We start from the raw sequence: 20,367 nt of genomic DNA, 5'->3' as shown, positions 1-20,367 counted from the left end.
AAATAAATTATAGTATCTGTAAATTAAAGTGGTTAAGTATGGTGAAGGTGATTTGGAGTATTCACTTACTAAAGATAAAAAATAATTTTAAACGTAGGAAAAATCCTGTAATAAAAATACAATTTTTTGTTATTCAGAGGTTTGTATATGTTTTTTAAAACATATTATAGCAGCGTTTTTATTAAAAGTTTAACCTTGAGTGTAATGTTCTTCTAGTGCTTCCCAATATTCGTGTGCACGTCTTAAGTGTGGGATGGTTATGGTTCCACCAATAAGCGTTGCGATGCTTAAGGCTTCACTTATTTCAGCTTTCGTTATACCTTCATTATACGATGATTCTAAATGGTATTTTACACAATCATCGCATCGTAATACAGCTGAAGCTACCAAACCTAGCAACTCTTTTGTTTTTTTATCTAAAGCACCTTCAGTAAAAGCATTGGTGTCCAGATTAAAAATGCGTTTTACAATTTTGTTATTATCAGCTAAGATCTTATCGTTCATTTTAGAACGGTAGTCATTAAATTCTTCTACAATATCAGACATGTTTTCTTTTTCTATTTTGATTTTTTACTACAACTGCCGAGATATAAGTACTCACTTGGTATAGGATTAATATAGGTATAGCAACAATAACCTGACTCGCAATATCTGGTGGAGTTATTATTGCCGATAATATTAAAACAATAACTAAAGCATACTTTCTGTATTTCCTTAAAAATTGTGGTGTTACCAAACCTACCTTAGTTAAGAAGTATATAATAATAGGTAATTCAAAAACAAGGCCAGAGGCTATAGCAGAGGAACGTACTATGGCAATAACCGAACTGACATCAAACTCATTAGAGATGAGTTCACTAATTTGATAGTTAGCTAAAAAGTTAATAGATAATGGAGTAACTATATAGTAACCGAACAGAACTCCTGTAAAAAATAAAAGCGATGCAATGACCAGAAAGCCTCTTGAGTTTTTACGTTCACTGGGTTTTAAGCCTGGACTTATAAAACTCCATAATTGATATAAAACATATGGAAAGGCTACAATAAATCCGGCATAAATAGATGTCCAGATATGCGCAGAAAATTGTCCGGCAACCGTTCTGTTCTGGATAACAAATGGAAACTCATCAGCACAAAATGTGGTGTCTGTCATTCCTAAAAACTTAGAAACCTGACATAAACCGTTATAAGTAAGGAAATCCATCTTGGTTGGGCCAAAAATGATAACATCGAAAATAAATTTCTTACAGATAAAAGCTAAAGTAGCTGCAATAACAACTCCCAAAGTTGCTCTAATTAAATGCCATCTTAATTCTTCAAGATGATCTAAAAAAGACATGTCGTCAATATGCTTTGTCATTAGATAATGCCTTCTTTAATTAAATCGTGCAGATGAACAACACCAGCATATTTTCCTTGGTGTTCAACTAACAATTGCGAAATACCAAATTCTTCCATGACCTCTTTTGCATCAACAGCCATGGCATCTTCTTCAATACGTCTGGGATTGGTGCTCATAATGTCTTTGGCTCTTAGTTCTGTTATAGCATCACTTTTGCTAAGCATTCTCCTTAGGTCACCATCAGTAATAATACCAACAATCTCATCATTCTCAATCACAGCGGTAACACCGAGCATTTTTTCCGTAATCTCTACAATAACTTCTTTTAAACTCGCTTCTAAACCTACCCGAGGTTTTAAGTTTTGCGATGATAAATCGTTGACTCTTAAATAGAGCCGTTTTCCTAAGGCTCCACCTGGATGATATTTTGCAAAATCTTTACTGGAAAATCCTCTTAATTCAAGAAGGCTAACTGCCAATGCATCGCCCATTACCAATTGCGCTGTGGTACTTGTTGTTGGTGCTAAATTGTTAGGACAAGCTTCTTGCTCTACATAAGCATTAAGAATATAATCGACCTGTTGCCCTAAAAAGGAGTCCTTATTACCAGTTATGGCAATCATTTTGTTTTTTGCATTCTTAATAAGTGGAACTAAGACTTTAATTTCGGGTGTATTTCCGCTTTTAGAAATGCAAATCACCACATCGTCTTCCAAGATTAATCCCAGATCTCCATGTATGGCATCTGCTGCGTGCATAAAAACGGCAGGTGTTCCTGTAGAATTTAAAGTTGCTACTATTTTGTTTGCAATAATAGCGCTTTTACCAATTCCTGTTATGATAACTCTTCCTTTAGAATTGTATATTAATTCTACGGCATTAGCGAAATCTTCTGTAAGTAATTTCGATAAATTTGCAATGGCCTTACTTTCAGATTCTATAGTACTTTTGGCTATGTTTAAGATAGATGACACAGTGTTCAAAACTAATTATTTATAGTGTTTTTTAGATTTAAAGAAATTGTTATCTTTAAGGTTATGCAAAAGTACATGAATTTTTTCATTCAAAAATTCTCAAAGAACGAATGTATAAATATTGTGTACTCATAAGTAGTTAATTACATAAAGCTAAATTTTGCACATTTTTAGGTGCGTTTAGCTATTTACAGAAAAAATGTATATAAAATACGAATAGGGATTAATGAGTATTGCAGAAATAGACTTACACTCCGCACTAAAAAAGTACTTTGGTTTTTCGGGATTTAAGGGTCTTCAAGAAGAAGTTATAAAAAACGTAGTAGCAGGTAATAATACTTTTGTTATTATGCCTACTGGAGGTGGGAAATCACTGTGTTATCAGTTACCAGCGTTAATAAAAGACGGAACAGCTATTGTGGTCTCGCCACTTATTGCTTTGATGAAAAACCAAGTTGATGCTATTAGAGCAGTATCTGAGCACGAAGGAGTAGCACACGTTTTAAATTCATCTTTAAATAAAACAGAAGTTAAACGTGTTAAAGATGATATTGTAAATGGTGTTACAAAATTACTTTATGTAGCTCCAGAATCATTAACTAAAGAAGAGTATGTTGACTTTTTAAGAACTGTCAAAATTTCTTTTATGGCTGTTGACGAGGCACATTGTATTAGTGAATGGGGACACGATTTCAGACCTGAGTACAGAAACTTGAGACATATTATAAAGCGTATAGGGGACGATATTCCTATTGTTGGTCTTACAGCAACAGCAACCCCAAAAGTACAGGAAGATATTCTTAAAAACCTGGGGATGAGCGATGCTGTAAAGTTTAAGGCTTCGTTTAATCGTCCAAATTTATATTACGAAGTACGTCCAAAAACAAAAAATGTCGACGCAGACATTATTCGTTTTATTAAACAAAATGAAGGCAAATCTGGTATTGTATACTGCTTAAGTAGAAAACGGGTAGAAGAATTAGCACAAGTATTGCAAGTAAATGGTATTAAGGCTGTTCCATATCATGCCGGATTAGATGCCAAAACCAGAGTAAAGCATCAGGATATGTTCTTAATGGAAGATACTGATGTTGTTGTGGCTACTATTGCTTTTGGAATGGGAATAGATAAACCCGATGTACGTTTTGTAATACATCACGATATCCCAAAGAGTATAGAAAGTTATTATCAGGAAACAGGCAGAGCAGGTAGAGATGGAGGAGAAGGACATTGTCTGGCTTACTATGCTTATAAAGACATTGAGAAGCTTGAAAAATTTATGTCTGGTAAACCTGTAGCTGAACAAGAGATTGGTCATGCCCTTTTACAAGAGGTTGTTGCTTTTGCAGAGTCATCAATTTCCAGACGTAAATTTATATTGCATTATTTCGGTGAAGAATTTGATAATGCAACTGGTGAAGGCGGAGATATGGATGATAACGTACGTAACCCTAAAAAGCAGGTTGAAGCTAAAGATGATGTAAAAACGCTATTGCAAACGGTTCAGAATACCAATGAAAAGTATAAATCTAAAGATCTGGTACAGGTTATTATTGGTAAAGAGAACGCTTTAATCTCTTCTCACAAAACAGATACATTACCATTTTTTGGTGTTGGTAAGGACAAAGAAGCCAGACATTGGATGGCTTTGATCAGGCAGGTTATTGTAGCTGGTTATTTAAAAAAGGATATTGAAACCTATGGTGTTTTGCGCTTAAGTGGTGCTGGAAAAGCATTTATACAAAACCCTAAGTCCTTTATGATGGCAGAAGACCATGTGTTTGATAACGCCACAAATGATGGTATTATCACAAACTCTAAAGGAGGTGGAGCGGTAGCAGACGAAAAGCTAATGACCATGTTAAAAGATTTACGCAAGCGTAATGCAAAACGTTTGGGAGTTCCTCCTTTTGTGATTTTCCAAGATCCTTCTTTAGAGGATATGGCTTTAAAATATCCGATTACCATAGAAGAATTATCTAATGTACACGGTGTTGGTGAAAGTAAGGCCAAAAAATATGGTAAAGATTTTATCGCACTAATTGAAAATTATGTAGAGGAAAATGATATTATGCGACCAGAAGATCTGGTCGTTAAATCTACAGGATCTAACTCTGCATTGAAGCTATATATCATTCAAAATGTAGATAGAAAACTACGTCTCGATGATATTGCATCTTCTAAGGGTATGGAAATGCCAGACTTTATTAAAGAAATGGAGGCCATTGTTTATTCTGGAACCAAATTGAATATTAACTATTGGATTGATGAAATTTTAGACGAGGATCAACAAGAAGAAATCCACGACTATTTTATGGAATCCGAAAGTGATAAAATCTCAGATGCAGTAGAAGAATTTGATGGAGATTATGAAGATGAAGAATTACGCCTTTATCGTATAAAGTTTATGAGCGAGGTGGCTAATTAGCTTTCAGTTCAGCTTACAGATTATAATAATAAGAATTTAGATTTCTTAATATATTATTCCTCTTCATCAAAAGCTTCATACTTACCAAACTTAATCTCATGATTTTTAACGCTCAATAGGATATGTGTTAGCTTATTGTCTTGCAATTTTTTAATGTCAAATTCTTCAATCTGGAAATCTATTTTAGTGATATGTCTTCCTTTAATATCAGTGAAATCAGACTCAAACTCCATTGAGTCCGAATCTAATCGCAATTCAAAATTATCGCCTAGGAATAAAAGTTTTGCTCCGTTTTTAACTTTAACTTTTATTGCACCAACAATTACGGTCTGGAAAAAATGATAACCTCCAAGCTCATTTAAACCAGCATATAGCACATTGTTTTCTGAGACTCCATAAGGTTTATTATCAATAGCTTCTATTATCGTTTCGATAGTATCATTAATTTGCGTTATAGCTTCTGTTTTTTTTTGAGCGTTTAAAAAATGAGAATCCCATAGAATTTTAATTTCAGCAAAGCTAAACTTATTAAAGTAATTCTCAAATCGCTGATCTAAATTCGTAAATCGTAAATCATTGCCTATCTTTGCAGCCTTAAATAAAAGAAAACACAATGCAAAACGGTTTATACGCAAAATTTAACACCTCTAAAGGTGAGATAATAGTGAATTTAGAGTTTGAAAAAACTCCAGGAACAGTAGGTAATTTTGTGGCATTAGCAGAAGGTAATTTAGAAAATTCAGCTAAACCACAGGGTACTCCTTATTATGATGGATTAAAATTCCATAGAGTTATTCCAGATTTTATGATTCAGGGAGGTTGTCCTCTAGGTACAGGAACAGGAAATCCAGGGTATAAGTTTGATGATGAAATTCATCCAGATTTAAAGCATGATGCACCAGGGAAACTATCTATGGCAAATGCTGGTCCTGGTACTAACGGAAGTCAGTTTTTTATCACGCATATAGAAACACCATGGTTAGATGGTAAACATACGGTTTTTGGTAATGTGATTGAAGGTCAAGATGTTGTAGATACTGTGGCGCAAGGAGATACAATACAAAGTTTGGAGATTGTAAGAGTAGGTGATTTAGCCGAAAAATTTAATGCGATAGAAGCTTTTAGAACTTTTGAAGGTGCGCGCGAAAAGCGTATTGTAGCAGAACGCGAAGCAGCAAAAGCTGAGTTAGATAAGTTAGCTGCAGGTTTTGATGAAACTGAATCTGGACTGCGTTATAAAGTGATTCAAAAAGGTGATGGTAAAAAAGCAGAGAAGGGAAACATGGTGTCAGTGCACTATAAAGGACAATTAGCAGACGGAACTGTTTTTGATTCGTCTTACAAGCGAAATTCCCCATTAGATTTTCAAGTAGGCGTAGGACAAGTTATTCCTGGTTGGGATGAAGGTATTTGTTTACTAAATGTAGGCGATAAAGCACGCTTAGTTATACCAAGTGATTTAGCCTATGGCTCTGCAGGTGCAGGAGGTGTAATTCCACCAAATGCTACTTTAGTTTTTGATGTAGAATTAATGGGAGTAAATTAAGCAAGATTCCTTTTTACGTAACAAAATTGAAATAGAATCGTCTCACTTTATAAAAGTGAGACTTTTTTTGCTCATAGCATAACCAATCAATCCAATCAAAATGAAATTAAAAGCGTCAACCTTAATCCTTTTTGTAGCAACACTCTTATTTAATTGCTCAAAATCTGTTAAATATTCTGATACATTTAAAAAGGAAACTTCTGGGAAATACAGTTATAATGCTAACGAAATTATAGAGGTGTCTTACGAAAACAATGACATTTTTGTTCACTGGCGAGGGGGCAAACTAAAAACTATTTCATTAAGTAAAAACGAGTTTTATGTTGCTGATATGAATAAGAAATTACGCTTTGCTAAACATCCGGAGAACAAAGCACAGTATTTGTCTGTAATTTCAGAAGATAATGGTAAAACTACTTACGATTACCGTAAAATTCCAGATAATTATATGACACCTAGTATGCAGCTAAAAGCAGGAAATTACGAAGCTGCATTAAAAGGTTTTTTAGAAATTAAAGCGCAAGATTCATTGAGTCCATTTATAAATGAACGGGATTTTAATAGACTAGGCTACGATTACATTGGTAAGGGTAAGTACAAAGATGCTATTGCAGTTTTTATAATGAATACAAAATTACATCCTACGAGTGATAATGTATATGATAGCTTAGCTGAGGCTTATTTAATATCTGGTGATAGCTTGCAAGCTTATCATAATTATAAAAAAGCATTACAGTATGATAATGGTAACCGACACGCAAAACGCTTTTTAAACGTATATAAACCAAAGGTTGAAGTTGACAGTATTCAGAATAATTAGCCTAAGAAGTTTTGTTGTTTACGCAACAAAAGCTTCATAAAAATTATTGAAACAATACATATCTAGGTGGGACAAGTCCATTTAATCGCATGTAGACTAACATTTGCCCTCTATGGTGCGTAATATGATCAGTAAGCAATAATAGAATTTGCCGCTTAGATCTTATTAATCCAAAATAATCGAGTTTATCATTAAGCTGATTTACATCAAATTTTGAAATTAAAGCTATGGCTTCATCAAATGTTGTGTTAAGTAATGCAATCATCTCTTCTTTTGATTTATCGCCAACTTTGAATATGGTATCGGTACTCCAACCCCTTGACTCTCGTCCACCTAGTAATGATTGACTATGCCAATCCATAGCATAACCTATATGCAATAGATTTTGTGCAAAAGTTAAAGAGTCTGAGGAGGCTTTATAACTATATTTATTCTCAGGCATTGTTTCTGCAACGAGAATTAAATACCTACGTGAGTTTTCTAAGCGTTCCAAATAGTCTTTTATAAAATCATTCTGCTGTGCAAGTAAAGGAGAAGATATAGTACCCAATAATGCAAGGGTTGTAAGTATGATTATCTTTTTCATAGTGTTTAGATATTTAAGCTGTTTATTGATTTCTTTTTGTTCTGTAAATTGACATAATTGCTCCATTATTTTTTAAAGATAATAATTGTTTAATACTTGCTAAATGAGAAAACAAAACAATCGGAACAATTACAGCAGGAAGCCATACATACGGAAAAAAGGTTGCACCTATGTTTGGTTGATTAAATGCTAACCTTTGTAACGGAGTTTGAGCACTCAATACGGCTATGGTTAAAATATTTATTAGTAACCCTAAGCAAATAAAGTTCCAGATGAGTAACCCTTTTTTTCCTACCCAATGTCTTACAAATACGGCATAATGCATAATTGGTGCGGAAAGCCCTGAAATAATATCGTAGTTATATCCTTTAAAAGTCATTAAGTCAGGTATGTAACCTTCTAAAAATATATAGTACAGAATAATTTCTACTGGAATTCTTACTGCATGAAGCAAGGTCAACCATTTTAAGCTTTGTTCATCAATAAATTTACGACCTCTATGTGTTAATGAATAAATAAGAACTAATACTATTCCTGGACCTAAAAGAAAAATAAATCTTGGAGGTGTTGTATTTTTCACTTGATAAAATCCAATAAGTCCTAAAAGCCCGACAAGAATCATCCATGTAAGGATTGTAAAAAGAACATTCTTACTTTTTGAGGATTGATAAAAAAACCATAATGTAGCTATGGTGGTAAGTATAAAACCTATTGATACAGGATTAGATGTTTCTGCCATTTGAAGTTTTTATTGCAAATTTCAAACAATAGACATTAAACTTACTTGACAAAAGGCAAAAAAACTAAAGACTACAAATTTTTTCGTAATCTGCTTAGTGTGCTATCAGTCACTCCTAAATAAGAAGCTATAAATTTTAACGGGGAATATTTTAAGATTTGTGGTTTGTTGACTAATAGGTTTTGATAGCGCTCTTTGGCTGTACGGTTTATCATTCCATAATTTCTTTTTTGTGAAGCCATAAATTCCTTTACTAAAATCGCACGACCAAAGTCCCGAAAAGCAGGTTTATTATGAAAAAGCGTATTGAGTTCTTTATATGAAATTCTAAAGCCAGTACATGGCGTAATGGCTTGAATATTAGCCTCAGAATGTACTCTATTAAAAAAAGAAGTAATTTCAAAGACCATATTATCTTCAGTAAAAAAGTCTATAGTGATTTCTTCGCCTTTCAAATTGTATAAAAAAGTTCTCATCAAGCCGCTTTTTAGATACAGATAGTCATCACTTATCTGATTTTCTTTGAGTAAGAATTCTTTTTCCCTAAGCTTAAATGGATGAAAAGATGCAGCAATTTCTTCAGCGTCACTTTTTGATATTTCGACGACTTTTAAAATAAAATGTATTAATGATTCTTTATTTGTATACATTCGTCAAATTACAACCAAAGTTTTAGAGATATATCGCATTGCGGTTAACAAGTTAGTAAAAGATGACTAACCAGAGGAAAATTGAATTAAATTTATAGTGATTAATACTTACATGTTAAATATATACTATACCATTTGTTTACTTGATATATGAAAAAAGTGTACTTATAAATCAATTTTTTCTTAGGTAAGTACTAACCTCAATAGCTACGTCTTCCCATGTTTTACTCACTCCATCCGGACCCTTATGTAGATCAAAGCAAACTTTATTAAGGGCTGCCAATGCATCGAGAGCATTCCAATCCTTAAGATTCATAACTCCTGTCATTTTAACACGCCTTTCATCAGTAATGCTAACTTCTAAGGGTAAGTCGTTGGTAACACCGTTCATAGTTATAGAGGCAGAATACTTGTTGTTGGCATATGTTATTTTACCATTTATTAGGTCTGTGTTTAGCATTACTCCAAAGAAAGAGGCTTTTATTTTAGCATCTCTGGTTTCATCTTTGGTAAACAAGCTCTTTATCGGAATAGAAAACTCTAAATTATTTAAAGCCTCTTGTGGGGTCGCTCCTGTTTTATTATCAAAAGACAAAGTAGTAAACTCACCACCAACGGCCTTTTTTTCAGTTGTTTTATAAGCAGTCCATTTTACAGAGGTAGCTTCTGGTTTTACAACATATTTTATTGTAGCTTCTGTTTTATTCTCTGTAGTTGTATTTGTATCTTTTTTGTCATTTTTACAAGACGTTAAGGTTGTAGTACAGACAATAAATAATAGAAAGATGATCTTTTTCATTTTATAGTTAATTTTTAGTAAAGTTAAGGATATCACTGCGCTTCTGCAAGTACCAATTTAAAACTTCTTTAACCATAATTTTGGGTCATAGATACCACGTTTTAAATTTTCAGTAAGCAATATAGCTTTGTCTATACGCATCTGTGAAGATTTGTATCTAGATATAGTATATATAATACTGCGTTGACGCCCTGGTGTTAATTCTTCAAAAATAGTATAAGCTTTATAATCGCTTAATAACACAGCTTCAAGTTCTTCAGACATTTCTACACCATATTTAGAAGTGTCTTCAAACACCTGAATTGTAAAATAATCATTAATATAAACTTCGAGTTCTTTCTGTTTGGCTTTACTAAAATAGATACGAAACAAGCCTGTTTTTTCACGTTTTAGAGCCGCATAAAATTCTATCTGATTATCAGGTGTCGATGCTATAACTTTAATACGCTTGTGTTTGCGCTCAATGAATTCTGTAATGTGTTCTTGTGGTAAAATCACACTTTGTTTATCCGCCAAGGTAACTTCAAAAGGTTCAGTTTTTAACATATTACTTACGGTTAAATCGTTTACATGACAAATATCATGTTTTTTGATCACATGTAGATTTAATTTTGAATATAGAAGTTAATGCATATGTGTCAATCTTTAGTCAATAAATACAATGTTGCAGGTCCAAGGTATACCAGTTATCCTACAGTTCCTTATTGGGATATTAATACATTTTCGTTGCAACAATGGAAAATGTCCTTGAAAAAATCATTCCAGGCTACTAATAGTACTGAAGGATTGAGTTTGTATTTGCATTTACCGTTTTGCGAAAGTTTATGCACGTTTTGTGGTTGTCATAAACGTATTACAAAACGACACGAAGTAGAATCCCCTTATATTAAGGCACTTTTAAAAGAGTGGAGTTTGTACAGAGAACTTTTGGATGGGAAACCAAAAATTAAAGAGCTGCACCTTGGTGGAGGTACTCCTACATTTTTCTCATCACAAAATTTAGAGTTCCTGATTTCTGAATTGCTAAAGGTTTCTGATCTAGCAGATAGTTATGAGTTTAGTTTTGAAGGTCATCCAAACAATACAACAGAATCACACCTTAGAGCCTTATACAATTTAGGGTTTAGACGTGTAAGTTTTGGAGTTCAGGATTATAACTTAAAAGTTCAGAAGGCCATTCATCGTGTTCAACCTTTTGAAAACGTAAAACGTGTTACAGAATTAGCAAGGCAAATAGGATATACTTCTGTTGGCCATGATATTATTTTTGGATTACCATTTCAGACTGAAGCAGATGTTATGGAAACCATAACAAAGACTGAAACCCTGATGCCAGATCGCATCGCTTTTTATAGTTATGCACATGTACCTTGGATAAAAGGGAATGGTCAACGTGGTTTTAAAGATGAAGATTTACCAAGTGGCACATCTAAGCGTCAACAGTATGAAACAGGAAAGTTCTTATTAGAACAAGTTGGTTACCAAGAGATAGGAATGGATCATTTTGCGCTAAAAAGAGATTCGCTTTACAATGCAATGAAAACTCAAACTCTGCATCGTAATTTTATGGGATATACGGCATCTAAAACTCAGGCCATGATTGGCTTAGGCGTATCCTCAATTAGCGATAGCTGGTATGGGTTTGCTCAAAATGTAAAATCTATAGAAGAATACTATCATTTAGTTGATAATAGTATTATACCTGTTTACAGAGGACATATTTTAAATGCTGAAGACCTTATCATTAGAAAGCATATTCTCAATTTAATGTGTCATTTTAAGACCTCTTGGTTAGATGCTGAAATGCTATTTAAGGAATTACCTGATGTTCTTGTAAAACTTAAAGAATTTGAACAAGACGACTTAATTGAGTTTGAAGAAAAGCAAATGACCGTAACAGAAAAAGGAAAACCTTTTATTAGAAATATTTGTATGGCTTTTGATTTGTTACTACAGCGTAAAAAGCCAGATACTCAGTTATTTTCTATGACTATTTAAAACCTAAGATTATGAAAAAAATTATTGTCCCTATAGACTTTTCAGAGCATTCTGAATATGCTTTGGAAGCAGCAGCAAGTATTGCTAAAAAACACAATTCTAAATTGATTGTTTTACACATGTTAGAATTATCTAATGCTATTATTTCGGCAGGCAATGACTCACTAAATGAAGAAGCAGTCTTTTATTTAAAGCTGGCTGAGAAAAAATTTGAAGCGTTTTTAGATAAGCCTTATTTAGAAGGTGTTGAGATAACTCCAATAATAAAACATTTTAAAGTATGGAGTGAAGTCAATGATGTAGTTAATGAGCACGATGCTAATCTTATCGTTATGGGTTCACATGGAACCAGTGGAATTAAGGAAGTTTTGATAGGCTCTAATACCGAAAAGGTAGTGAGACATTCTGATATACCTGTTTTAGTCATAAAGCACAATCCTATTTTAATAGAATTTGAAAACGGTGTATTTGCAAGCGACTTTTCTGATGATGCTGTTGCACCATATCTCAAAGCAAAACTAACATTTAATAAACTTGGTGTAAAAATGCATTTGGTTTATGTAAACTCACCAGATGGTAATTTTAAAAGCTCTACAGAAATAGATAAAAAAGTTTCTGATTTTTTAAAGAAAGCAGATGGCGATTTAGAAAATTTAAGAAAAGTCAGTATTGTCTCAGACTATTCTGTAGAAAAAGGCATCTTAAACTATGCTAATGCTATTGGAGCAGACGTTATAGCTGTAGCTACACATGGCAGAAAAGGCTTGGCACATTTTTTAGAAGGCAGTATCTCTGAGGATATAGCAAATCATTCTACATTGCCAGTTATGACCTTTAAAATATAATTCTTGATATTTAGTTGGTTAGTGATTTTTAATATCAAGTAAAACACCAGAGATAGAATTCTTTGGTGTTTTTTTCTGGTTATAATTTTAATTCAAAAAATAAAATTGTGCAATATTAATGAACTAAAGATCAATTTTTTCTGCAATAAGTTGACAAGCTTTTAAGGTGTCTTCTATATCATTGATGCTTGTTCTTGGGTTGATTAGACACATTCTTAAAACAACTTGATTTTGCAAAATAATAAATTTTCCACATCTTCAGCTAAATCTATGGAGTAGGTAATTGCTTTTTTAAAAGCAGATAACCCAAAGGTTTTTATTGACATATAGAGCTTCAAAGCTCTAAAGCGGCGTGTAAGTTGAATACCGTGGTCGTAAAAATTGATTTCAGAAGTATTACCTTCAATATCTCTTAAGTACTCTGGCTTTTCTGTAAAAGTTTGATGTAACCACTTATGATTTCTAACCAATAAGCAACCCATTTCGTATGGTTGAAATAACCATTTATGAGGATCTATAGTTAAAGAATCTGCTTTTTCAATACCTTTTAAAAGCTGACTCCCTTTTTTAGATAATATCGCAGCAGCACCATAGGCACCATCAATATGAAACCAAAGTTTCTCAGCTCTACATATTTTTGCAATATCATTTAAGGCGTCTATACTTCCCGTATTGGTTGTTCCGGCAGTAGCAATAATACAAAAAGGATGAAACCCTTCTAACCTGTCTTTTGCAATGGCATTTTTTAATTTATTTATAGCTATTTTATATGCTATATCCGTTGGTATAATCCTAACTTGTTCTTTTTTAAAACCAAGAACTCTTATAGCTTTAATATTAGAGGAGTGTGCTTGGTCAGAAAGATATATTATGGCTTTTGAAAAATCATCACCACATACTTGTCTTCTTGCAGTTGCTAAAGCAGTTAAGTTAGCCATAGAACCACCACTTGTAAAGATGCCTCCCCCTTTTATAGGAGGGAACTTAAATAGCTTTAATAACCAATTCATGGTAACAATTTCTAACTCAGCAGCGGCAGGTGAAGCTGTCCAACCACCAGAAAAGATATTAAATCCTGTTGCAAGAGTATCGGCCATAACACTTACATAATTACTTGGGCCAGGTACAAAAGAATATGATTTAGGATGTGTTACGATATTACTATTAGGTAGCACTTTGTTGGTCACAAAATCTAATACATCTTTATAGTTTGCTGCTTTTTTAGGTGCCTCAATTTTAAAAAGATCATCCATTTCTTCTCTTGAAGCATATGCTACAGGATGCTTAGTGTTTTCAGTATTAAAATGTTCTACAATGGTATCTATTACTTGATATCCATACTGCTTCATTTCTTCTTTAGAGAGCTGTAGTTTATAAGTTTTATTCATTTTAGATACTTTAATGACAGTCAATAGCACTAGAAGCCATTTCAATAACCGGAGCAGGTGAGAGGTAAGGAATTCCTAACCCTAGACCACGAAGAATAAATAAAATTCCAATTATCACTACAAAAACAGGGATTGCTTTTTGAATACGTTGTTTTATGGTTTGATTAAGAAACTTACCTAAATATATTGCTGAAGTCATTAATGGTATTGTTCCCAGACCAAATAATACCATATAAAAACTTCCTTCTAGTAAGCTTCCTGTTGCTATGGCTCCAAAAACAGCCATATATACCAAACCACAAGGTAGAAATCCATTTAAAAAGCCAATGGTTAAAAAGGTGTCTACTGTTTTCTTTTTTAAAGCCTGTCCTAAGTTAGACTTTACTTTTGATATGACTTTATTTAAAGGTTGAGACAAATTATACCTACCCAGAGTTTTGTATGGTATGAGCACTAATACGATCATAAGAACACCAATGGCTATAGATAACTGCTGTTGTATACCAAAAATATAGAGGCTTTTACCAACCAAACCAAACACTAAACCTATTAAGCTATAAGCAAATAATCGACCGAAGTGATAAACAGAAATTTGACTTATTTTCTTAAAAGAGTTAGAGCGATCTACAGGTAGCATAAAAGCTATAGGACCACACATACCAACACAGTGTAAACTTCCTAATAAGCCTAATATGAATGCAGAGATCAACATTTTTTAATACACGATTTCTTCTTTAAAAAGGTATGCGTTTTTGTTGTATGTCCAATCAATTTTAAGGTTCCAGCGACCATCTAGTAAACGTTTGTCAGGTATGAGCAAATTGTGATTAGATAATGAAATTGGTATTTCAAAATCTAGATGTTTATTAGATGGCCTGTAAAGGAACACTATGCCTTCAATGTTTTTTATATTTAAATTTTCAGGAAATTTAATTACTATACCTTCATGAGTTTTCTGCCAGGAAATATCAACTCTAAGGGCTTTTGAATTTTCTTCTTTATCAATATCTTTTTGAAATTTTAGTTCCTGCTGATAATAGTCTTCAACAACCAAATCATGGTTGTATTTTTTATCTGTACTCATGCTAATAACAAAATACATTATAAATGCTATAAAGCATGTAAATGCTATTACTATGGCCGTTCCCCAACTTATTTTCATAATTCAACTTCCTTTAGTTAAACATATTATTTTAATTATAGCTTCGAGGCCCAAGAAAGCTAACTGTTGTAGTTTCAATCAACTCTTCCTCACTATAAACATCTATTCTCAATTTGTTTTTATCACCAGAAAGATCACTTTGTTTTAATTCTATAAACATAGTGCCTTCAGCTATATCTTGGGCTTCTATTTTAAACGTGTCTGATGTTGATACCAATTTAATTTTCCCATCAAGACCTCTTAGCCTAAAACTAATGTTATCTATATGCTCTGTGGTTTTATTTACGAGTTTGTAGGTAAAAACATTGCTTATAATGTCATTGTCTTTATGTTCATATAGTTGACCAGGTAACCTTAATACTACGGCTTCTACATCGTTTCTTAAAGCGAGCATTCCTCCCAGAATACCAATTAAAATGACTAGGACTGCTATATATCCTTTCATACGAGCTGTAAGCTTAAAAGGTGCTTTTTTCTCTATATTATCTTCACTCGCGTATCTGATTAATCCTTTGGGAAGATTAATCTTTTCCATGATAGTGTCGCATTCATCGATACATGCTGTACAGTTTACACATTCTAATTGTGTACCGTTTCTTATATCTATCCCAGTTGGGCAGACATGTACACACTGAAAACAATCTATACAATCTCCATGACCAAGAGCCGTTCTGTCTTCATTTTTTCTAAACTTTTTTCTACCACTTTCTCCTTCACCACGCTTGTGGTCGTAAGCAACTACGATAGATTTATTGTCTAATAGTACACCTTGTAATCGTCCATAAGGACATGCGATAATACAAACTTGTTCTCTAAACCATGCAAAGACAAAATAGAAGACTCCAGTAAAAATGAGTAGAGGAATCAATGTGCCCATATGCTCAAATGGACCGTCTGTTATATATTTTAAAAGTTTATCACTACCAATTAAATAAGCTAAGAAGACATTAGCGATTAAAAAAGAAACGATTAAAAAAATGAACCATTTAAATAGCCGCTTCCTAATCTTTTCTGCATCCCATTTTTGTCTGGTCAGACGCATTTGTTTGTTTCGATCTCCATCAATCCAATACTCAATACGTCTAAATACCATTTCCATAAAAATGGTTTGCGGACAAATCCAACCGCAAAAAATACGACCAAAGCCAACGGTAAATAGTGTAATAAATACGACACCAATTATCATTGAAATAACAAATAGATGAAAATCTTGAGGCCAAAACGGAAATCCAAAAATATTAAAACGACGCTCAGTAACGTTAAACAGTAAAAACTGATTACCGTTAATCTTCATAAAAGGTGCAGCAAATAGGAAAGCCAGTAAAAAATAGCTTACTATTTTTCGCTTTTCATAGAAATAACCTGAAGGCTTTTTAGGAAATATCCAATTACGTTTACCCTCTTCGTTGATGGTACCAATCGAATCTCTAAAAACTTCATTTTCTGGTGTTTCCATTTTAAGGCTACTTATCTGTTAATTATTTGAAGCCACTGAATTTAAATCTTCAACTTCTGTATCATCTTCAGTTGTAGTTTCTGTTTCTGATTCGTCTTTATTTGTTTCGACTGATTCATCAACCCAGATGTCACCTTCTGCTGCTTTTGGTTCGGCAGGTGTTGTACCTTGGAATTGAAGAACATAACTTGCAACCTGAGCCATTTCAAGAGGTTTTAATTCAGATTTCCAGGACACCATTCCTTTACCATCACGACCACCTTCAGAGATGGTTTTAAATACATTTTTAATACCACCACCCAAGATCCAGTATTCGTCGGTAAGGTTTGGTCCAATGCCTCCTCCACCATCAGCTTTATGACAAGCCACACAGTTAACTTCAAATATTTTCTTACCAGCATTTAAATCACCAGCTTCGGTTAATACCTCAACAGTATTAATATCGACTAAATTCTTTGCTGTTTTTTTGTATTCTTCAATGGCTCTGTTAGCCTCTGCATATTCAATTTCATATTCTGCGAACTGATCATCTGCGTTAAATACGTGATAGCGAATCATATAAATTACACCAAAGATAATAGTGAGGTAGAAGCTGTAAACCCACCATGGCGGTAAGTTATTATCTAACTCTTTTATACCATCGTAGTTATGGTCTAAAATAATTTCTCCTTCTTCTTCAATAGGTTTAGATCCTAAAAGCTTGGTGTAAATATCTTTAATCCAAAGGCCTAATTTAGAAGGGCTATTTTTTTTGGCATCTATACGAGCTCTACCTTCTTCATCTAAACTCTGATATAAGATATTATCCATAGAACTTATAATAGCCTCAATAGCAATAAGTATAAGTAATACTAATAATAAGAATAATAAGACTATTGGCTGTTCCATAAATGCAGGTTGCTCACCAGAATCTATAAAGTATTCCACGAGTGCAGCAATGGCAAAAAATACCAGAGGAACTCTTATGTATGATGGGATTAAGTGTCTCATAATGTAGTATCGTTTTGATTATCTAATGGTAAATTACTAACGGTTGTTATATATTCTTTTTTTGCTGTAAATACCCAATAAAATAGTATTACAAAGAAGATAAAGAATATAAGGAGCGATATCATAGGATAGATTTCTATACCTGTAATACTTTCCATGTGATTTTTTACAAATTTTAGCATGACGTTCTTAGTTTTGAGCAGTTTCGTTAGTTATATCCTTTACTTTTATATCGGTTCCTAAGCGCTGTAAGTAAGCAATCAACGCTACAATTTCCCGATTTCTCATCTCTACGAAATCTTCGCCAGCTACTTGTTTATCGGCTTCATAGGTTTTAACAAAGTCTGGATCAGTATAAAGGTTCTTTTCAATCTGCGTGCCTTGCTCTAACATTGAGGCTTGAGCATTGGCTATATCCTCTTGGGTATATGGTACACCTAAACTTACCATGGTTTCCATTTTCTTTTCGGTCATGGACTTGTCTAACTCATTTCTTACCAACCATTGATAAGCTGGCATAATAGAACCACTGGATGTGCTTTGTGGATCGTACATATGATTTAAGTGCCAGTTGTCGGAATATTTACCACCAACCCTGTGCAAGTCAGGTCCTGTACGTTTACTTCCCCAAAGGAATGGATGGTCGTAAACAAATTCTCCCGCCTTAGAGTATTCTCCATAACGTTCTACTTCACTTCTAAATGGACGAATCATCTGAGAGTGGCAACCAACACAACCTTCTCTAATATAAATATCTCTACCTTCTAGTTCTAGAGGTGTGTAAGGTTGTACACTACTAATAGTCGGTATATTAGATTTTACAACTATTGTTGGTATAATTTGTACAATACCACCAATTAAAATCGCCACTGTAGCATATATGGTTAGCATTACGGGTTTACGCTCTAACCAAGTATGCCAACCTTCTCCTGCCACACGTCTTTTAGAAACACGTTGTAAAGCTGGCGCTTCAGCCAATTCATCTGTTACTTTATGTTTAGATAGCACAACAGTCATTATAACATTATAGACTAAGATTAACATACCAGTGATATATAATGTTCCGCCAATGGCTCGCATCCAGTACATTGGCATTATTTCGGTCACAGTTTCTAAGAAATTACCGTATACCAGAGTACCATCTGGATTAAATTGTTTCCACATACTAGCTTGTGCAAAACCAGCTACATACATCGGTAACGCATATAGTATTATACCCAAAGTGCCTATCCAGAAATGTACGTTGGCCAATCCTGTAGAATGTAACTTTGTTTTAAAGAGTCTGGGGATTAACCAGTAAATCATACCAAAGGCTAAGAAACCATTCCATGCCAATGCACCTACGTGTACGTGTGCAATAATCCAGTCGGTAAAATGTGCAATAGCATTTACGTTTTTAAGCGAAAGCATTGGTCCTTCAAATGTTGCCATACCATAGCCAGTAATTGCAACAACCATAAATTTGAGCACTGGATCTGTACGTACTTTATCCCACGCTCCTCTTAACGTTAGTAACCCATTAATCATACCTCCCCAGGATGGAGCAATTAACATTACAGAAAAGGCAACACCTAAATGCTGCGCCCATTCTGGTAAAGCGGTATATAATAAATGGTGAGGTCCTGCCCAGATATATATAAATATTAATGACCAAAAGTGAACAATGGATAATCGATAAGAATATACAGGTCTATTTGCTGCTTTTGGTACAAAGTAATACATCAATCCTAGGAAAGGAGTTGTTAGAAAAAATGCAACAGCATTATGTCCATACCACCATTGTACCAGAGCATCTTGTACACCAGCATAAACAGAGTAACTCTTTAAGCCACTGACAGGTAATTCTAAACTATTAAAAATATGAAGTACTGCAACAGTAACAAAAGTGGCTAGGTAAAACCAAATAGCCACATATAGGTGTCGTTGACGACGTTTAAGAATTGTGGCAATCATATTAACACCAAAGGCAACCCAAACAAGTGCAATAGCGATATCAAAAGGCCATTCTAGCTCTGCATATTCTTTAGAAGTGGTATAACCTAAAGGTAAAGTAATTGCAGCACCAACAATAATGAGTTGCCATGCCCAAAAGTTAAAATTACTTAAGAAATCACTAAACATTCTGGCTTTTAACAAGCGTTGAAGTGAGTAGTAGACTCCTGCGAAAATGGCATTACCTACAAAGGCAAAAATAACAGCATTAGTGTGTAACGGTCTTAAACGACCAAAGCTTAGCCATGATATACCATCTGTCATGTTTGGGAATAAAAACATAAAAGCAAGAATGAGGCCTACCAGCATACCAACAACGCCCCAAAGTATGGTTGCGTAGAGGAATTTTTTAACGATTTTATTATCGTAATAGAATTGTTGCATTTCCATATTAAAAAAATTAGTCAGTTTTTGTATCTGTTGATTTCTTAGTTTTTGATTTTACAAGCTCATCTTCAAATAGCATGCGTACTGAAGGAGTATAGTTATCATCATACTGACCAGACTTTACTGCCGCTATAAAAATGAAAAAGAATGCTACGCCAACAATGACGCTAACAGTTAATAAAATATATATAACACTCATACCTATTTGAAGTTATGATTCAAAATTAGTGCTGAACTTGTTGTTAAAACATGACATTTATCATGT

22 protein-coding genes are annotated in these 20,367 nt (G+C 33.7%); 5 read left to right on the top strand and 17 right to left on the bottom strand.

Going from position 1 to position 20,367, the window contains the following annotated elements:
* Positions 1-189 precede the first annotated feature (189 nt).
* Genes Q0912_RS15390 through Q0912_RS15380 form a run of 3 tightly spaced genes read right to left on the bottom strand, consistent with a single transcriptional unit; the run spans position 190 to position 2,325 of the window.
* Entirely contained in the window at positions 190-546 is a 357-nt protein-coding gene (locus Q0912_RS15390; protein WP_299116727.1) for a carboxymuconolactone decarboxylase family protein, read from the bottom strand.
* Positions 539-1,360 (bottom strand): twin-arginine translocase subunit TatC, encoded by an 822-nt coding sequence (tatC, locus tag Q0912_RS15385; RefSeq protein ID WP_299116725.1) that lies wholly within the window; start codon positions 1,358-1,360, stop codon positions 539-541. The genes Q0912_RS15390 and tatC overlap by 8 nt, the downstream gene beginning before the upstream one ends.
* Positions 1,360-2,325 (bottom strand): KpsF/GutQ family sugar-phosphate isomerase, encoded by a 966-nt coding sequence (locus Q0912_RS15380; RefSeq protein ID WP_299116723.1) that lies wholly within the window; start codon positions 2,323-2,325, stop codon positions 1,360-1,362. The genes tatC and Q0912_RS15380 overlap by 1 nt, the downstream gene beginning before the upstream one ends.
* 217 nt (positions 2,326-2,542) lie before the next feature.
* Between Q0912_RS15380 and recQ the strand changes: the two genes are divergently transcribed.
* On the top strand, positions 2,543-4,744 hold the full coding sequence (gene recQ / locus Q0912_RS15375) for a DNA helicase RecQ (protein ID WP_299116721.1): 2,202 nt from the start codon (positions 2,543-2,545) through the stop codon (positions 4,742-4,744).
* Positions 4,745-4,797: 53 nt separating this feature from the next.
* Here recQ and Q0912_RS15370 read toward each other — a convergent pair whose 3' ends face one another.
* Entirely contained in the window at positions 4,798-5,358 is a 561-nt protein-coding gene (locus tag Q0912_RS15370) for a hypothetical protein (protein ID WP_299116719.1), read from the bottom strand.
* On the opposite strand from Q0912_RS15370, the gene Q0912_RS15365 reads away from it, so the two are divergent.
* Positions 5,358-6,290: a peptidylprolyl isomerase gene (locus tag Q0912_RS15365; protein ID WP_299116717.1), complete on the top strand. Its 933-nt coding sequence runs from the start codon at positions 5,358-5,360 to the stop codon at positions 6,288-6,290. The genes Q0912_RS15370 and Q0912_RS15365 overlap by 1 nt on opposite strands.
* Positions 6,291-6,390: 100 nt before the next feature.
* A complete protein-coding gene (locus tag Q0912_RS15360; protein ID WP_299116715.1) occupies positions 6,391-7,110 on the top strand; it encodes a tetratricopeptide repeat protein in 720 nt (239 codons plus the stop codon).
* A gap of 43 nt (positions 7,111-7,153) precedes the next feature.
* Here the strand turns inward: Q0912_RS15360 and Q0912_RS15355 are convergent, their stop codons facing one another.
* From Q0912_RS15355 to Q0912_RS15335, 5 genes are all read right to left on the bottom strand, one after another.
* A complete protein-coding gene (locus tag Q0912_RS15355; protein WP_299116714.1) occupies positions 7,154-7,696 on the bottom strand; it encodes a DinB family protein in 543 nt (180 codons plus the stop codon).
* Positions 7,697-7,718: 22 nt separating this feature from the next.
* Entirely contained in the window at positions 7,719-8,435 is a 717-nt protein-coding gene (locus Q0912_RS15350; protein ID WP_299116712.1) for a hypothetical protein, read from the bottom strand.
* A 71-nt stretch (positions 8,436-8,506) separates the two neighbouring features.
* Positions 8,507-9,085, bottom strand: coding sequence for a Crp/Fnr family transcriptional regulator (locus Q0912_RS15345; RefSeq protein WP_299116710.1), 579 nt, complete (start codon positions 9,083-9,085; stop codon positions 8,507-8,509).
* A gap of 172 nt (positions 9,086-9,257) precedes the next feature.
* A complete protein-coding gene (locus Q0912_RS15340) occupies positions 9,258-9,884 on the bottom strand; it encodes a YceI family protein (RefSeq protein ID WP_299116708.1) in 627 nt (208 codons plus the stop codon).
* Positions 9,885-9,941: 57 nt separating this feature from the next.
* The gene (locus Q0912_RS15335) at positions 9,942-10,430 is read right to left on the bottom strand and encodes a YdeI/OmpD-associated family protein (RefSeq protein WP_299116704.1); all 489 of its coding nucleotides are present in this window, start codon (positions 10,428-10,430) and stop codon (positions 9,942-9,944) included.
* Between the two features lie 87 nt (positions 10,431-10,517).
* On the opposite strand from Q0912_RS15335, the gene hemN reads away from it, so the two are divergent.
* The gene (gene hemN, locus Q0912_RS15330; RefSeq protein WP_299116702.1) at positions 10,518-11,882 is read left to right on the top strand and encodes an oxygen-independent coproporphyrinogen III oxidase; all 1,365 of its coding nucleotides are present in this window, start codon (positions 10,518-10,520) and stop codon (positions 11,880-11,882) included.
* Between the two features lie 11 nt (positions 11,883-11,893).
* Positions 11,894-12,727, top strand: coding sequence for a universal stress protein (locus Q0912_RS15325; RefSeq protein WP_299116700.1), 834 nt, complete (start codon positions 11,894-11,896; stop codon positions 12,725-12,727).
* A gap of 215 nt (positions 12,728-12,942) precedes the next feature.
* Here the strand turns inward: Q0912_RS15325 and Q0912_RS15320 are convergent, their stop codons facing one another.
* The 8 genes from Q0912_RS15320 to ccoS are packed head-to-tail and all read right to left on the bottom strand — an operon-like array spanning position 12,943 to position 20,301.
* Positions 12,943-14,115: an aminotransferase class V-fold PLP-dependent enzyme gene (locus tag Q0912_RS15320; protein WP_366125138.1), complete on the bottom strand. Its 1,173-nt coding sequence runs from the start codon at positions 14,113-14,115 to the stop codon at positions 12,943-12,945.
* A gap of 10 nt (positions 14,116-14,125) precedes the next feature.
* On the bottom strand, positions 14,126-14,827 hold the full coding sequence (locus tag Q0912_RS15315) for a sulfite exporter TauE/SafE family protein (protein ID WP_299116698.1): 702 nt from the start codon (positions 14,825-14,827) through the stop codon (positions 14,126-14,128).
* A gap of 3 nt (positions 14,828-14,830) precedes the next feature.
* Complete coding sequence (locus Q0912_RS15310) at positions 14,831-15,277, bottom strand: FixH family protein (RefSeq protein ID WP_299116696.1); 447 nt, start codon at positions 15,275-15,277, stop codon at positions 14,831-14,833.
* 31 nt (positions 15,278-15,308) lie between these two features.
* Positions 15,309-16,733 (bottom strand): cytochrome c oxidase accessory protein CcoG, encoded by a 1,425-nt coding sequence (ccoG, locus tag Q0912_RS15305; protein ID WP_299116694.1) that lies wholly within the window; start codon positions 16,731-16,733, stop codon positions 15,309-15,311.
* 18 nt (positions 16,734-16,751) lie between these two features.
* The gene (locus tag Q0912_RS15300) at positions 16,752-17,723 is read right to left on the bottom strand and encodes a cbb3-type cytochrome c oxidase N-terminal domain-containing protein (protein WP_299116692.1); all 972 of its coding nucleotides are present in this window, start codon (positions 17,721-17,723) and stop codon (positions 16,752-16,754) included.
* Positions 17,720-17,905 (bottom strand): CcoQ/FixQ family Cbb3-type cytochrome c oxidase assembly chaperone, encoded by a 186-nt coding sequence (locus tag Q0912_RS15295; protein ID WP_299116690.1) that lies wholly within the window; start codon positions 17,903-17,905, stop codon positions 17,720-17,722. The genes Q0912_RS15300 and Q0912_RS15295 overlap by 4 nt, the downstream gene beginning before the upstream one ends.
* A gap of 7 nt (positions 17,906-17,912) precedes the next feature.
* Positions 17,913-20,105, bottom strand: a complete 2,193-nt coding sequence (ccoN, locus tag Q0912_RS15290; RefSeq protein WP_299116688.1) for a cytochrome-c oxidase, cbb3-type subunit I — start codon at positions 20,103-20,105, stop codon at positions 17,913-17,915.
* 10 nt (positions 20,106-20,115) lie between these two features.
* Positions 20,116-20,301, bottom strand: a complete 186-nt coding sequence (gene ccoS / locus Q0912_RS15285) for a cbb3-type cytochrome oxidase assembly protein CcoS (RefSeq protein ID WP_299116687.1) — start codon at positions 20,299-20,301, stop codon at positions 20,116-20,118.
* Positions 20,302-20,367: the final 66 nt, after the last annotated feature.

The organism is uncultured Winogradskyella sp., from assembly GCF_947498345.1.
In the GTDB taxonomy this organism is placed as follows: domain Bacteria; phylum Bacteroidota; class Bacteroidia; order Flavobacteriales; family Flavobacteriaceae; genus Winogradskyella.
The sequence above is the reverse complement of the archived record's forward strand: the minus strand, read 5'-3'. Positions and strand labels throughout refer to the sequence as shown.